The organism is Steroidobacter sp., from assembly GCF_036406195.1.
Classification (GTDB): domain Bacteria; phylum Pseudomonadota; class Gammaproteobacteria; order Steroidobacterales; family Steroidobacteraceae; genus Steroidobacter.
Map to the genome: position 1 here is coordinate 175,863 of NZ_DASWVW010000010.1, position 13,392 is coordinate 189,254.

11 protein-coding genes are annotated in these 13,392 nt (G+C 63.0%); 10 read left to right on the plus strand and 1 reads right to left on the minus strand.

Features of this window, described 5'->3' with window-relative positions; genetic code table 11:
- The first annotated feature begins 37 nt into the window (after nt 1-37).
- The 3 genes from VGE08_RS03600 to VGE08_RS03610 all read left to right on the plus strand — a co-directional run bounded on the left by VGE08_RS03600 (nt 38) and on the right by VGE08_RS03610 (nt 1,895).
- Nucleotides 38-433, plus strand: coding sequence for a DUF4398 domain-containing protein (locus VGE08_RS03600; RefSeq protein WP_331066486.1), 396 nt, complete (start codon nt 38-40; stop codon nt 431-433).
- Nucleotides 434-458: 25 nt separating this feature from the next.
- On the plus strand, nt 459-1,310 hold the full coding sequence (locus tag VGE08_RS03605; RefSeq protein WP_331066487.1) for an OmpA family protein: 852 nt from the start codon (nt 459-461) through the stop codon (nt 1,308-1,310).
- Between the two features lie 102 nt (nt 1,311-1,412).
- Nucleotides 1,413-1,895, plus strand: a complete 483-nt coding sequence (locus tag VGE08_RS03610) for a host attachment protein (protein ID WP_331066488.1) — start codon at nt 1,413-1,415, stop codon at nt 1,893-1,895.
- A 14-nt stretch (nt 1,896-1,909) separates the two neighbouring features.
- Here VGE08_RS03610 and VGE08_RS03615 read toward each other — a convergent pair whose 3' ends face one another.
- Nucleotides 1,910-4,318 (minus strand): hypothetical protein, encoded by a 2,409-nt coding sequence (locus VGE08_RS03615; protein ID WP_331066489.1) that lies wholly within the window; start codon nt 4,316-4,318, stop codon nt 1,910-1,912.
- Between the two features lie 137 nt (nt 4,319-4,455).
- Here VGE08_RS03615 and VGE08_RS03620 point away from each other — a divergent pair, with 137 nt between their 5' ends.
- The 7 genes from VGE08_RS03620 to VGE08_RS03650 all read left to right on the plus strand — a co-directional run bounded on the left by VGE08_RS03620 (nt 4,456) and on the right by VGE08_RS03650 (nt 13,391).
- Entirely contained in the window at nt 4,456-6,249 is a 1,794-nt protein-coding gene (locus tag VGE08_RS03620) for an ABC transporter ATP-binding protein (RefSeq protein WP_331066490.1), read from the plus strand.
- On the plus strand, nt 6,246-7,328 hold the full coding sequence (locus tag VGE08_RS03625) for a sulfate ABC transporter substrate-binding protein (protein ID WP_331066491.1): 1,083 nt from the start codon (nt 6,246-6,248) through the stop codon (nt 7,326-7,328). Before VGE08_RS03620 ends, VGE08_RS03625 begins: the two co-directional genes overlap by 4 nt.
- Entirely contained in the window at nt 7,325-8,161 is an 837-nt protein-coding gene (gene cysT, locus VGE08_RS03630; RefSeq protein WP_331066492.1) for a sulfate ABC transporter permease subunit CysT, read from the plus strand. The genes VGE08_RS03625 and cysT overlap by 4 nt, the downstream gene beginning before the upstream one ends.
- Nucleotides 8,161-9,021 (plus strand): sulfate ABC transporter permease subunit CysW, encoded by an 861-nt coding sequence (gene cysW, locus VGE08_RS03635; protein WP_349258606.1) that lies wholly within the window; start codon nt 8,161-8,163, stop codon nt 9,019-9,021. The genes cysT and cysW overlap by 1 nt, the downstream gene beginning before the upstream one ends.
- Complete coding sequence (locus VGE08_RS03640) at nt 9,018-11,150, plus strand: sensor histidine kinase (RefSeq protein WP_331066494.1); 2,133 nt, start codon at nt 9,018-9,020, stop codon at nt 11,148-11,150. Before cysW ends, VGE08_RS03640 begins: the two co-directional genes overlap by 4 nt.
- A gap of 6 nt (nt 11,151-11,156) precedes the next feature.
- Entirely contained in the window at nt 11,157-11,831 is a 675-nt protein-coding gene (locus VGE08_RS03645; protein WP_331066495.1) for a response regulator transcription factor, read from the plus strand.
- Nucleotides 11,832-12,008: 177 nt separating this feature from the next.
- A complete protein-coding gene (locus tag VGE08_RS03650; protein WP_331066496.1) occupies nt 12,009-13,391 on the plus strand; it encodes an FAD/NAD(P)-binding protein in 1,383 nt (460 codons plus the stop codon).
- The last annotated feature ends 1 nt before the right edge of the window (nt 13,392 follow it).

Consider the following 13,392-nt stretch of genomic DNA (forward strand, 5'->3'; position numbering starts at 1 on the left):
TTCGATCGATGATCAACGACGGACCAGTGGAGGCGATATGAGAATCCCATGTTCCCGGGCCGGATTGCCACTGATCGGTGTGCTGGCCGTGGGCTTGTTCGCCGGTGGTTGCAGCAGTGTTTCCGAGGTGACCAAGGAGCGTGTCGCTCGCAGCGAATCTTCATTGCAACAAGCGCAGCAGGCGGTGGGCCGTTCGGAAGCAGGCGCGGTGGAGTTGCAGCGAGCCAAGGACAATCTGGAGCAGGCCAAGGCCGCGCTGAGCAAGAAGGAAGGCGAGAAAGCCGAACGCTACGCGCAGCTGGCGCAGCTCGACGCCGATCTCGCCATGGCCAAGTCACAGAGCGCGGCGGCGCGCAAAGCTGCCGATGAATTACAGGCAAGCATCCAGACATTGCGTCAGGAAGCTGCTCGCGGCCAGGTCAACGAGCAGTAATGTCGCCGGTCAACGGAGTATCACCATGAAACGTTCATACAGTGTCTTGTTGACTGCGGCAGTCGCCGGTCTGCTGGCCGCTTGCAGCTCGACGCCGGAGCGCGTCGAAGAGCTGGAAGTCGCGCGCGCCATCGTGCCGCAAGTGGAAGCGTCGCCACGTGCAGGCGTTGCGGCCACCAACGTGTCCGAAGCGCGCAAGTCGCTCGATCGTGCCAACAAGCTCGCGGATAGCGGCGGTAAGATTGGTGACATCCAGTTCGAGGCCCAGGTGGCTTCGCGCAATGCGCAGATCGCCAATGAAAAGATCCTGGCGGCACAGGCCCAGGAAGAGATCGAGAAGGGCAATGCAGAGCGCCAGGCGGTCTTGGTCGAGGCACGTGAAGCCGAAGCGCGGCAACGTGCTCAGCAGGCGCAGTCCGCTCAAGAGCAAGCGCAGCTGGCCGAGCAGCGCGCCACGACTCTGGAACAGGAGCTTGCCGAGCTGAAAGCGAAGAAGACCGATCGCGGCATGGTGCTAACGTTGGGCGACGTGCTGTTCGACACGGGTCTTGCGACGTTGAAACCTGGCGCCTACGCGACGATCGACCGGCTCGCGGCGGTGCTCAAGGAAGCGCCGGACCGTAAAGTGACGATCGAAGGTCACACCGACAGCGTGGGCTCCGAAGATTTCAACCAGGGCTTGTCGGAGCGTCGCGCCGCAGCGGTGCAGACCGCATTGCTGGAACGTGGCGTGCGCTCGGATCAGATCACAGCGCTGGGCAAAGGCGAGGCGTTTCCGATAGCGAGCAACGATGATGCCGCGGGGCGGCAACGCAATCGCCGCGTCGAAATGATCTTCACCGACAATCAATCGCAGGTCGCCTCCGATGTGAATTGAGCCGGGCTGCGATGCCGAGCTCGCATCCGTTCTCCTAGTCGCCCCTTCTCCTGCATGCGGGAGAGGGGGCGTTTTCGTTGATCCTTGCTTTGAGGAGCAGCCATGCCACACGTACGCGTTGTCGTTGCCGATGAACGTCAAGCCAGCTTCTTCGATGCCGTGACGCCCAAATCGCCGTTGATCGAGCGCGGCTCGCTGCTCAACGAGCGAGGCGGTAAGAGAGACATTGACCTCGAAACCGATCGCCCCGGGCGGCGATTCGGCGGCACCAGCGTGAGCCACGGTGGCAGCAGCATCGCGGGTCATCATCATGGCGTCACCGGTGAGAAGAGCACCGTGCAGCACGAGTTGACCTTGTTTGCCAAGGAAGTGGCGCGGAAGATCGAGACCGATCGCGCCCGCAACGAGTTCGATCGGCTGGTGCTGGTGGCCGGGCCGAAGATGCTGGGGCTGCTGCGTCAGTCGCTGTCGCCAACGACGCAAGCGATGCTGGCCGGCGAGATTTCCAAGGACATCCTGCGCCAGGGTCCGGACGCCATTTTGAAAGCGGTGCCGATCGAAGCGTTCGAAACCTATCGGGTGTAGTAGCACAACGCTTCTTAGTTGCGCGGCACCCACAGCAAGGCGAGGGTGCGTACATCGATGTCCGATTTCCGTGGCTTCACGGAAATCTGTTCGATGCGCACCGTCGCCGGGTCCAGCTCGCTGCGCAGACGGGCGACTTCCGATTCCAGTTCTGTTTGCAAATCACTCAGTCGTTGTTGAATCGCTTCGCGACTCTCTTCAGCTCGTCCGACGTCGCCGCTTTCCTTGCCGAGCCGTCCAGCGCTGCGGGCCGCGCTGCCGACGCGTTGAGCATTGCTGACGCTGATGGCTTTGCGGCCGAGTAGGGCAGCAAGGATGGATGTTCCCACCGACACTGCCGCTTGTATCTTGTGCTGTGACAGATCCGAACGTTCGCGCTCGACGCGCTCTTCGGCGCGACGCAGCTGATCCTGAAGCGTTGCAAGCTTCGGCGCGTATTTCTTGCGCAGCTTTTCGATTTCCGTGTCGCGCTTCTCCCGCAGAGCCAGGCTGAGCTTGGATCGAAAGTCGCCCTCGCTGGTACCAGGAGCGACCGCCTGGCCGACGGTGGGGCAGTGGAAGATGGGGAGCGTAGCCGTGGAATACAGATGACTCGCCAATTCCTTCTGCCAGGAACGATAGTTCTGAGCACGCAGCATCGCAGCGGGTGTGCTCGCATACTGCGCATGCTCGGGCGGGTTGCTGGATAGCTGATCCTGCAGGTCGCCGCCGATTTCGGCGGCTTGCCAATCGACATTGGATTCGCTGTCGTCCAGGGGCGCGATCAGCGAGCGGGTCTCCCAAACATCGAGCCCGGCAGCCTTGTCGACGAAATGCAGACGAGCGATACCGAGCACGCGGGGTGAATACGTTGCGTTCGCTCGTCCAGGGTTCAAGTAGAGCTCGGTTACGCCGGCGGGAACCACAGGCTTCTCGGACATGGAGCTGCCCACGAGGGCGGAAAGACTGCTTCTTTCGGGCGGCGCCTCGACTGCTGGGGGCGAAGACGATGCTGCGGAGGATTGTGCTTGCGCGGGCGCGTTCGACAGCTTCGCGATCTCTTGCAACGTCAGCGGGCCACGCAGATACGACAATGTCCATCGCGTTCGAAACAATACCGGCGCCGCGTCGTGGACATTGCGCATGAGGAACACGCGATTGCCCAAGCTCGCCAGCAGCTTCTCCAGCTGCGCCTTGTCCAATCCCTCGCCAGCGGCACCGAGCAAGCCATCGATCACGCGCGCCTTGTCTCGTTCCGTTTGCAGACGACCAATGAACCACGTGCCCGCGTTCGACAATCCTTTGTAATCGAGATCGACGGGATTCTGCGTCGCCAGCACCACGCCCAACCCGAACGCACGCGCCTGTTTCATCAGGGTGAGCAGCGGCAACTTGGACGGCGGCAGGGCGCTCGGCGGGAAATAGCCGAAAATCTCGTCCATATATAAGAGTGCACGCAAGCTGGACGTGCCGGATTGCCGCCGCATCCACGCGACAATTTCGCCGAGCAGCAACGTGACGACGAACATGCGTTCCGCGTCGCCAAGATGAGCAATCGAAATCACCGAAATGCGGGGCTTGCCGTCCGCAGTGAACAACAGCCGCTGCACATCCAGCGGCTCGCCCTTCATCCAGGGCGCGAAACTCGGCGATGCGAGCAAGTTATTGAGCGCCATCGCCAGTTGCAGGCGCTCCTTGGCCGGGTAGAACGTCTCCAGGTCGAACACGCCGACCTGGTCGAACGGCGGCTTCTGGATACCTTGGATGAGCGCTGCCAAGGTGAGATCGCGGCCCGCGCTCCACGACTGCTCCAACAAGGTCGCGAGCAGGATGTGCTCACGACTCTGGATCGGGTCCGCTTGAATGCCGGCCAGGCCAAGCAATCCACCTACGGTGGCATTGACACGCTCTCGCAGCGCGCCGGTGTCCAAACGCTGTTCGGCGGAGGGTGCCGCGAACGACTGCAGCACGGACAGCGGGCGGCCCGCTTCACTGCCCGGGGTATAGATCGCAATATCCACGGCATCGCGAAAGCGGGCGATGCGCGCGCCATCCTGTTCCCAGTCCGCCAGACCTTTGCGCCAGGTCTCGGCGGTTTTCGCCGCCGCCTGGTCTGGCGCCAGGCCCTGTCGGGCTGCGGCGCCGGCATCGATCCAAGGCGCGAAGTCCTCGGCTCGCAACTCGGGAAAGCTCAACAGCAAGTTGCCCAAATCGCCCTTGGGATCGATGGCGATGGCCGGCACGCCGTCGATGGCGGCCTCTTCCAGCAACGCCAGGCACAGGCCCGTCTTGCCGCTGCCCGTCATGCCCACGCAGACGGCGTGAGTGGTCAGGTCGCGCGAGTCATAGAGCAACAGGTCCGGCCGGTCCGCACCGCGCTCGGCGTCGTATTCACGGCCTAGATAAAAGGAGCCGAGGGCTTCGTAAGAGGGGAGGGTCGTCATGAAAAATGCTCGCTGCTCGGGTCGCGGCTAAGAACTTTTGGCCATGACAGGCCGTCGTTCGCTTCTGACGTTATAACCGTTTTGTAACCGGTCGATTACTGACCTTATCACTGCTGGCCGGTAAGCTCCCGGCCCCTATGTCCATCACGCTCGATCAAGTCACCAAACGGTATCAGGGCTCGCCGGTTGTCAACGACGTCTCCCTCGAAGTCGGCGAGGGCGAGTTCTACGTCCTGCTGGGCCCGAGCGGCAGCGGCAAGAGCACCTTGCTGCGCGCCATCGCGGGTTTGACCGGCGTCGATCATGGCCGCATCGCCCTGCATGGCCACGATGTTACCCATGTCTCGGCCCGGCAGCGCGGCGTCGGTCTGGTGTTCCAGAATTATGCGCTGTTCCGCCACATGACGGTGGGCGAGAACATCGAGTTCGCGCTCAAGGTCCGCCGCATGAAGGCGGCCGAGCGCCGCGAGCGTCGCAAGGAGCTGCTGCGATTGGTGGCGCTCGAAGGCATGGACGACCGCTTGCCCACCCAATTGTCGGGCGGCCAGCAGCAACGAGTGGCGGTGGCCCGCGCTCTGGCGCACAAGCCGCCGGTGCTGCTGCTCGACGAGCCCTTCGGCGCGCTGGATGCCAAGATCCGCGAAGAATTGCGGCGAACCATTCGCCAGGTGCAGCGCGAGCTGAAGATCACCACGGTGCTGGTGACTCACGACCAGGAAGAAGCTTTCGCGCTCGCCGACCGCATCGGCGTGATGAACCTGGGCCGCCTGCTCGAAAGCGGCAAGCCGGACGAGCTGTATGCGCGGCCGGCGACTCGCTTCGTCGCGACGTTCCTCGGCGCCGCGAATCTTCTGCTGGCACGCCAAACGGAACAAGGCATTCGCTTTGGCGCGGCTCCGTTCAATGCGCGAGGCGTGGAGAAGCTCGACGCCGGCCGCGAGCAGGAAGTGGTCGCGGTGCTGCGTCCCGAAGAAGTGGAGCTCGCTCCGACGCGGGACAATCTACGAACCAATTTCATCGCCAACGGCGTCGTCGAAGAGGCCGTGTTCACGGGCGCGCTGGAACGCATGCGCGTGCGGCTTGCCGATGGCGCGGCCAATGCTCAGATCGCAACCACCCATACGAATGGCAACAGCGCGCCGGCCGCTTTGCTGGACGTCACGCGTACTCAGTACGAACAGCGCTTGTTTCCTGTGACGATCGGACAGACAGTGGCCATCGGCGTGCGCCGAATTCACGTACTGCCGACGCCGTTGTCGAGCTATACCGCCTACGGTGCGGACGAAGCTTCGTGTGAACGCCTGGCTCAGCATCCGCTGCTGGTCGAGCTGGCGAGCCGCATGAAGACGCGCATCATCAAGCGCAGTGATGCATCGCTGGCCGCGTGCGATGCCCCGGCCAGCGCGCCGGTGTCGGGCGTAGCCGTGATCGGCGCCGGGCCCAAGGCCGCCGATCAGTTGCAATGGCTGTTACAGAACGGTGCCGGTGAAGTCTTGGTGTTGCCATCGCACGCCGCTTCTCCGCAACGTGTGTTGATTCATTGGGCGGAGGACGCGGCGCGTCGCTCCACTTTGGCAGTCGCCGCGAGTCTGTTACGCCACGTTGCCGCTGAAGCGGTTTACGTTGGCATCCTGCCCGAAGGCACGAGCGGCGAGTCGCAACGTCCCTTCGGTGTGCGAACGCTGCTCGACGCCCGTTCCGAAGCACAGGCAGTGCATGGCCTGGAAATGCGTACCGAGTTGCGTTTCGGCGCCGCGGCCGAAGAGCTGCAGCGCCAGTTGAACGAAACTCAGGATCAAATGCTGATTCTCGGCGTTTCCGATCCCGCCCAGCTGCGTCACACGTTCGGAGCGCTGTTCGCGCCCGGCGTGTCCTATCCCATGATGGTCGTCTATCGGCCAGGCAAGGACAGCGAAGGAGCCGCCGAATGAGCAACTTCACCAAGAACCTGTTCGCGGCATGCGTCGGCCTGCTGCTGCTCGCCGGCTGCGGCGGTGGCGATGATGCGGGTCGCGTGACCTTGCTCAACGTCAGCTACGACCCGACCCGCGAGCTGTATCGCGAATTCAATGAAAGCTTCGCCCGGAAGTGGGAGCAGGAGCACAAACAACGCGTGACCATCAAGCAGTCGCATGCCGGCTCGGGCAGCCAGGCGCGAGCGGTGATCGATGGTCTCGATGCCGATGTGGTCACGCTGGCGCTGGCCTATGACATCGATTCGATCCAGGCGAAGGGCAAGCGTCTCGGCGCCAACTGGCAGAAGCGGCTGCCTGACAACAGCTCTCCGTACACGTCGACCATCGTGTTCCTGGTGCGCAAGGGCAATCCCAAGCAGATCAAGGACTGGCCCGATCTGATTCGCGACGGAATCTCCGTGGTCACGCCGAATCCAAAAACGTCCGGCGGCGCGCGTTGGAATTATCTCGCCGCGTGGGGCGCGGTACTGCATAAGGAGTTGGGCGGCGATTGGTCGAAGCTCGACGACCCCGCCGCCGAGCAGGAAGTCGCGGCTGCGCAGAAGAAAGCGGAAGAATTCGTGTCGCAACTGTACAAGCACGTTCCAGTGCTCGACAGCGGTGCTCGCGGCGCGACCAATACGTTCGTGCAGCGAGAGATCGGTGATGTGCTGCTCGCCTGGGAGAACGAGGCGTTGCTCGCCATCAAGGAGCTCGGGCCGGACAAGGTCGAGATCGTCATGCCATCCACCACCATCCTCGCCGAGCCGCCGGTGGCGATTGTCGATACCGTGGTCGATCGACGCGGTACGCGTCAGATCGCGGAGGCCTATCTGCAGCATCTGTATTCGCCGGAGGGCCAGGAAATCGCCGCGAAACATTACTTCCGGCCGCGCGATGCCGCCGTCCTCGAGCGGCACAAGGATCAGTTCCCGGCCATCGAGGTGTTCACCATCAACGAGGTGTTCGGCGGCTGGGCCGCGGCTCATGAACAGCATTTCGCCGACGGCGCGCTGTTCGACCGCATCTACGGCAACGGAAGTCCCGGCAGATGAGTTTCCGGCAGCCTTCCATCCTGCCGGGCTTCGGCCTGACGCTGGGCTTCACGACGTTCTTTCTGTCGGCCATCGTGCTGGTGCCGCTGGCGGCGCTGGTCATGAAGACGGCCACCATGGGCTGGGACGACTTCGTTCGCGTGCTCACCGACCCCCGTGCCGTCGCGTCCTATCGTTTGAGCTTCGGCGCGTCGTTGCTGGCCGCCACCTTGAACAGCGTGTTCGGCTTCATCATCGCGTGGACGCTGGTGCGTTATGAGTTCCCGGGACGCAAGCTGATCGATGCGTTGATCGACATGCCGTTCGCTCTGCCGACCGCGGTGTCGGGCATCGCCTTGACCGCGGTGTTCGCCGACAACGGCTGGATCGGCCAGTACCTCGCGCCGTTCGGCATCAAGGTCGCCTATACGTGGATCGGCGTGGTCGTGGCGCTGACGCTCATCGGCTTGCCGTTCGTGGTGCGCTCGGTGCAGCCAGCCATCGCCGAGGTGCAACGCGACCTGGAAGATGCGGCCGAAACGCTCGGCGCCGGCCGCATTACGATTTTTCGCCGCATCGTTCTGCCGACGGTCATGCCGGCGCTCGCAACCGGCTTCACTCTCGCGTTCGCGCGCGCCGTGGGCGAGTACGGTTCGGTGATCTTCATCGCCGGCAACTTGCCGATGCGCACCGAGATCACGCCGCTGCTCATCGTCATCAAGCTGGAGCAGTTCGATTACGCGGGTGCGGCGGCGCTGGGCTTCATCATGCTGACCATGTCGTTCGTGATGCTGCTCTCCATCAACCTGCTGCAAACCTGGGGCCGCCGGCGACTGGTCGCCGCGGGACGCTGATGGCGGGCGGTCCTTCAAAAGAGCTTTTGGCGGAGATTGCGAGCCGGCCGGGCCGCGACACGATACTCGCGTCGCTGGCCAAGTACGTTTTCATCCTGCTCTCGCTCGGCTTCCTGGCCGCGCTGCTGTTCGCGCCGTTGGCCACCGTGTTCATCACCGCCTTGAGCAAGGGCTGGGAGATGTACTTCGAGAGCTTCAAGGACGAAGACACATTGGCTGCGATCAAGCTGACATTGACCGTGGCGGCGATCGTGGTGCCCACCAATACCGTGTTCGGCATCGCCGCCGCCTGGGCCATCGCCAAGTTCGAGTTCCGGGGCAAGAGCTTCCTGATCACCCTGATCGATATTCCCATCGCCATATCGCCGGTGATATCGGGCCTGGTCTATGTGCTGCTGTTCGGGGCGCAGGGCTGGTTCGGGCTGTGGCTGCAGGAGCACGACATCAGCATCGTGTTCGCGGTACCCGGCATCGTGCTCGCGACCATGTTCGTCACGTTCCCCTACGTGGCGCGCGAGCTGATCCCCCTGATGCAGCAGCTGGGCAACGACGAGGAAGAGGCGGCGATTACCCTTGGCGCCGGTGGGCTCATGACCTTCTTTCATGTCACGTTGCCGAAGATTCGCTGGGGCCTGGTTTACGGCGTGATCCTCTGCAATGCCCGCGCGATGGGCGAGTTCGGCGCGGTATCGGTGGTGTCGGGCCATGTCCGCGGCTTGACTACGACCATGCCACTGCACGTGGAAATCCTATATAACGAGTACAACTTCGTCGGCGCGTTCGCGGTGGCTTCGTTGTTGACGCTGCTCGCGGTCGTGACCCTGATCATCAAATCCTTGGTGGAGTTGAAGAGGAAGTGATCGATCGCTTCTTCTCATACGTGGTCGATCGCACCCAGCAGTTCATCGATGGACTGCAGATCGATACCTCGCGCGCCAGTCTCGGGGTGTGGATCGCCGCCATCAATGTCGCGATTGTGCTGCTGTTGGTGGGCGGCATTTCCGTTTCGGCCATCGGCTCGTTGCGGGACCTGGCGGACCAGCAGGGCAAATCGCGCGTGCAGCTGGCGGGCGCCATGGCCCGCGAGGATCTGCGCCGCTATGGCGAGGACGCGCTGACGCACGCCAAGAGCGTCGCCGAGCGCCAGACCTTTCAACGTTTGCTTGCCGATCGACGCGCCTCGACCATCGGGCCGTATCTGCGCCGTTCGTGCAATTCGGACACCATTGCCTCGTGCGCGGTGTTCGAGGGCGGCACGCTCGTGGCTCAGGCGGGCGTGCAATTGCCTTGGGAGTCGATCGCCACTTCCGCCGCCGAGCAGGGCGAGCGCTTCATGGCCGTGCCATCGGGCTCGCAGTACGCACTGCTTGGCGCGTCGGCGCAGGTGGGCGGCGCCACCGAGCGGCGCGTATTCGTCGCGCGCTTGCTCGATCAGCGCATGGCGGATCTGCTGAGCGAACGCGTCGGCACGCACATTCGACTGATCAACTACCGGCTGTTCATCGAAGATCGCAAGAACGACGCCTTCACGCGCTTGCATTCGGCCGGCTTGTCCGATGGACGGTCCGCGGTGGCGCGGCTCGACGAGCAGGATCTGTATGCCGCCAGTTTCCCGATCTTCTCGGTCTCGGGCGAAGCCATCGCTTTTCTGGAAGCCCGGCTGCCCTCATCCGACATCGACGCATCGGTGGGCGGACTCGCCAAGCGGCTGCTGGTCACGGCTTTGATTCTCGCGGCGCTGGCCGTGCTCGCGGGCATCATTCTCGGCCGGCAAGTCACCGGGCCGGTATCGACGCTGACGGATGCGGTGGAAAAGCTCGGACAGGGCGATTTTTCCACGTCCATTCCGGTCGGCGGCACTCGAGAGGTCGGCAAGCTCAGCCGCACCATTGAAGACATGCGCAACAATCTGATCGAGCTGACGGGTGCGTTGCGGCGTCGCGAAGCGGAAGCGCAGGCCGTGCTGACCGGCATCGTCGAAGGCGTGTATGCAGTCGACAAGTCTCGCGTCATTCGCTACTTGAACCCGCAGGCGGCGCAGCTGCTCGGCGTCCAGGCGCACGAAGCCATCGGCCGCTTCTGCGGCGATGTGTTGAAGCCGTGTCGCGATAGCAACGGTGTTCGTCCGTGCGAAACCGATTGCCCCATCGTGCGGGCACGCGTGGAAGGCAGCTCACAGGCGACCGAACGTTTGCAACTGAGCGAAGGCGCGCCACGCATCACCATCATCACCAGCTCCAGCCCGGTGGATGACTTGCAGGTGCAGGTCATTCGCGACGAGACCGAGCTGGAAGGTGTGCGCCGGGCGCGCGACTCGGTGCTGGTCAATATTTCGCACGAGTTCCGCACGCCGCTCGCGGCCCAACTGGCATCGATCGAATTGCTGCGCGAAGGCTTCGACACGATGACTACGGAACAGCAGAAGGAGCTGGTGCTATCGTTGGAGCGCGGCGCGCTGCGCTTGACGCGGCTCATCGACAATCTGCTGGAGAGCGTGCGCATCGAATCCGGCCAGCTCAGCATTCGCCATCAGGCCGTGGCGCTGGCCGAGGTGATCGAGGACTCCGAAGCATTGGTCGGTGCTTTGCTCACCCAGCGCCGGCAGCGCTTGGAGGTTGATCTGCCCGAGGACCTGCCCAATGTCGATGGCGACGGGCCGCGCCTGAACCAGGTGTTCGTCAATTTGCTGGCCAATGCGAGCAAGTTCGCACCCGAGGACACTGTGATTCGCATCGGCGCGGAGCACACGGGCGAGTTCGTAACCGCTTGGGTGGAAGACGAGGGTCCGGGCGTGCCGGAGATCGAAAACAATTCGATCTTCGACCGGTTTTATCGCAGCGCCGGTCAGGAACCCGAACCGGGTGGCCTCGGTCTTGGATTGTGGATCGTGAAATCTATCGTCGAGCGGCACGGAGGCACGATTGCCGCACGGCGCACTGCCGAGGGACGCACGCGATTCGAAGTGAAGTTACGACTGACTGCCGAGTGACCCTGCATGAAGATTCTATCCGCGGACGATGACAAGGACTTGCTGGCGCTGATCGCCTTCACGCTGTCGCAGGCCGGCTACCTGGTGGTCAAAGCCAGCGATGGCACGCAGGCGCTGCGAGCTTTCCAGAGCGAGGGGCCGGATCTGGTGATCCTCGACATCAACATGCCGGGCATGACGGGCTTCCAGGTCTGCGAAGCGATTCGCACCAAATCGCGTGTGCCGGTGATGATGCTTACCGTGCGCGGTGAAGAGGAAGATCTGGTGCGTGCACTGGAGCTTGGGGCCGACGACTATCTGAGCAAGCCGTTCAGTCCGCGCACGTTGCTGGCACGTGTGAAAGCATTGCTGCGCCGGGCGGGCATGGAGAATACCGCACCTCTCGCGGCTGGCCGCATCCGGCTGGACGTCGATGAGCATACGGTTCAGGTCGGTACGAATGCACCGCTGCGGCTGACCAAGCTCGAGCTGCGTTTGTTACAAATGCTGATCGCCAACGCCGGGCACACCGTGAGCTCCGATCGCTTGCTGATGCAGGTGTGGGGGCACAAGGGCTCGGGCGACCGGCAGTTGCTGAAACAGCTGGTGCATCGGCTGCGCCAGAAGATCGAGGTCGATCCAGCCGCACCGCAGATGCTGCAAACCGCTCCGGGTGCAGGCTACAAGCTGGTCGTTGATTGATCTGCCCTTACCGAATGTGGCTGCCGCATGCAGGCGGAAGCCCGACATACCGGTGACAAATCGGTTGTAGATTCGTTCCATCCGTTGCGCCGTTTCGTGACTGCCAAGTTACAGACTTGATACCGCCGCTCGCCTAGTCTTTCGCTGTCATCATGTGGGAGCGACGATTTGGCGGGATTGCTTCGAACCATAGTCATTGTTGGCGGCGGGTTCAGCGGCACGGTGGTCGCTGCGAATCTGCTGCGCCGTCCGCCGCCGGGTCCGACTCGCCTCGTGATGATCGAGCGCGCGAGCGAGGTGGCGCGCGGCGCGGCCTACGCCGAGCGCGGCCTTCCCTACCTGCTTAATGTCCCAGCCAGCCGCATGTCGGCAAACTCGGCTGCACCCAAGGAATTTCTGGAGTTCGCGCAGCGTCGCATTCCCAAAGTGACCGGCGAGGATTTCCTGCCGCGCTCGCTATACGGTGAATACTTGAACGAGGTGCTACTGGCCGCGCAGTTGAGCGCACCCGGAAACATCCGCTTGGAGATCGTCAAAGGTTCGGTGGCGAACCTGCGTCGCATCGAGCGTCACGTGCCGCTGCAAGTGGAGCTGGAAGACGGACGACGCTTTACTGCCGACGACGTCGTGCTGGCGCTCGGCAATCCCAAACCCGCTTCGCTGGCTCCGACCAGAAGCGTGCTGAATCATCCGGCCTACGTTGCCGACCCATGGTCCGTCGATCTCAAGTTCCATCGTGATCAGGACGTGCTGTTGATCGGCACTGGTTTGACTGCCGCCGACATCATCAATGTCGCATCGGCGGACCCGCAGCGTCTGCCGACGTTGCATGCGTTGTCGCGGCACGGGCTGGTGCCGCCACGGCAAACGCCGTTTCGCCCCGATGCCTTCAAGGGTGATGGCAATGCACTGTTGCTGGCGGCATCGTCGTCGCTGCGCCGGCTCGTCAGCTCGGTGCGGTTGCTTGCTCATGAAGCCGAGCAGATGGGTGGCGACTGGCGCGAGGCGATCACATTCGTTCGCAATATGGCGCCGACCATCTGGCAACGGTTGCCAGAACGGGATCGCGTGCGTTTCCTGCGTCACGTGCGCGCTCATTGGGATATCTATCGGTATCGTCTGCCGCCGGAGATGATCCAGAAGATCGATGCGCTACGTAACACCAAGCGGCTGACGATTCATGCCGGACACATCAAAGAGGTCATTCCGCGCAACGATCGAATCGAAGTGATCTGGCGGCCGCGCGGCACACAGCGTCTGCGCGCCCAGCAGTTCGATCGTGTCATCAATTGCACCGGACCGGATTACGCCATCGCGCGCTCATCCGATCCGCTGTGGCGCAGTCTCGTGCAGTGTGGGCTCTGTGTCCCCGACACGCTGGGGTTGGGTTTGCGGACGGGACCGAATGGTGCGGTCATCGATGCTGATGGCTGGCCAGGTCCTCATCTGTTCTATGTCGGGCCGATGCTGCGTGCCGATCATTGGGAGGCAACGGCGGCTCATGAACTGCGAGGCCATGCAGAAAAGCTGGCCGCACTGCTGGCTACCGAGCGGCGCTGAT

Coding starts and splice junctions, on each gene's coding strand:
- VGE08_RS03600 (WP_331066486.1), top strand. CDS start 38: ATGAGAATCCCATGTTCCCGGGCCGGATTGCCACTGATCGGTGTGCTG.
- VGE08_RS03605 (WP_331066487.1), top strand. CDS start 459: ATGAAACGTTCATACAGTGTCTTGTTGACTGCGGCAGTCGCCGGTCTG.
- VGE08_RS03610 (WP_331066488.1), top strand. CDS start 1,413: ATGCCACACGTACGCGTTGTCGTTGCCGATGAACGTCAAGCCAGCTTC.
- VGE08_RS03615 (WP_331066489.1), bottom strand. CDS start 4,318: ATGACGACCCTCCCCTCTTACGAAGCCCTCGGCTCCTTTTATCTAGGC.
- VGE08_RS03620 (WP_331066490.1), top strand. CDS start 4,456: ATGTCCATCACGCTCGATCAAGTCACCAAACGGTATCAGGGCTCGCCG.
- VGE08_RS03625 (WP_331066491.1), top strand. CDS start 6,246: ATGAGCAACTTCACCAAGAACCTGTTCGCGGCATGCGTCGGCCTGCTG.
- cysT (WP_331066492.1), top strand. CDS start 7,325: ATGAGTTTCCGGCAGCCTTCCATCCTGCCGGGCTTCGGCCTGACGCTG.
- cysW (WP_349258606.1), top strand. CDS start 8,161: ATGGCGGGCGGTCCTTCAAAAGAGCTTTTGGCGGAGATTGCGAGCCGG.
- VGE08_RS03645 (WP_331066495.1), top strand. CDS start 11,157: ATGAAGATTCTATCCGCGGACGATGACAAGGACTTGCTGGCGCTGATC.